The following is a 760-nucleotide window of genomic DNA, read 5'->3' as shown; positions in this document are numbered from 1 at the left end:
GTTGCCGTCAACACCCCCCGCCTAATGACGGCACTGGTCGAAGAAGCGGTGGAGATCGGCGACCTGGTGCGGTTACTGACCCTGCAGAGCGGCGTGTCGTCGATCGTCGAGTTCACTGTCCCTCAAGAGTCACCGATCGTGGGGCGGACGCTCGGCTCGCTGATCCTGCCGGAGGACTGCACAGTAGTTGCCATCCTGCGGGACGATGCGTCGATTACCCCGAGCCCCGACGACGTCGTCGAACCCGGAGATGAGCTGTTCCTGATCGCTGCGATTGCCGCCGAGGACGCTTTGCGCAGCGTCCTGCTCGCCGTCCCGGGGGAAACCGATGAGGCGGACGACGGCGCGCCCATCGACGCGCCGGGTCTGCCCTAGCTGCGTCGAGGGTGCTGGCTCGGGTCCTGAAGCTGAGGGGCCGGCACTGGTCGAAGAAGCGGTGGAGATCGGCGACCTGGTGCGGTTACTGACCCTGCAGAGCGGCGTGTCGTCGATCGTCGAGTTCACTGTCCCTCAAGAGTCACCGATCGTGGGGCGGACGCTCGGCTCGCTGATCCTGCCGGAGGACTGCACAGTAGTTGCCATCCTGCGGGACGATGCGTCGATTACCCCGAGCCCCGACGACGTCGTCGAACCCGGAGATGAGCTGTTCCTGATCGCTGCGATTGCCGCCGAGGACGCTTTGCGCAGCGTCCTGCTCGCCGTCCCGGGGGAAACCGATGAGGCGGACGACGGCGCGCCCATCGACGCGCCGGGTCTGCCC

1 protein-coding gene and 1 pseudogene are annotated in these 760 nt (G+C 66.7%); both read left to right on the top strand.

Going from position 1 to position 760, the window contains the following annotated elements; translation table 11 throughout:
* The coding region (locus Y703_RS18335) for a TrkA C-terminal domain-containing protein (RefSeq protein ID WP_035764072.1) at positions 1-375 on the top strand (375 nt) is incomplete at its 5' end.
* Positions 376-418: 43 nt separating this feature from the next.
* Positions 419-760 (top strand): annotated as a pseudogene (locus tag Y703_RS18330) (TrkA C-terminal domain-containing protein); the annotation flags it as partial.

Origin of the sequence: Arthrobacter sp. H20 (assembly GCF_000520515.1) — a bacterium.
In the GTDB taxonomy this organism is placed as follows: domain Bacteria; phylum Actinomycetota; class Actinomycetes; order Actinomycetales; family Micrococcaceae; genus Arthrobacter_D.
Note: the sequence above shows the minus strand (reverse complement) of the source record. Positions and strands in the feature narration are given on the sequence as shown.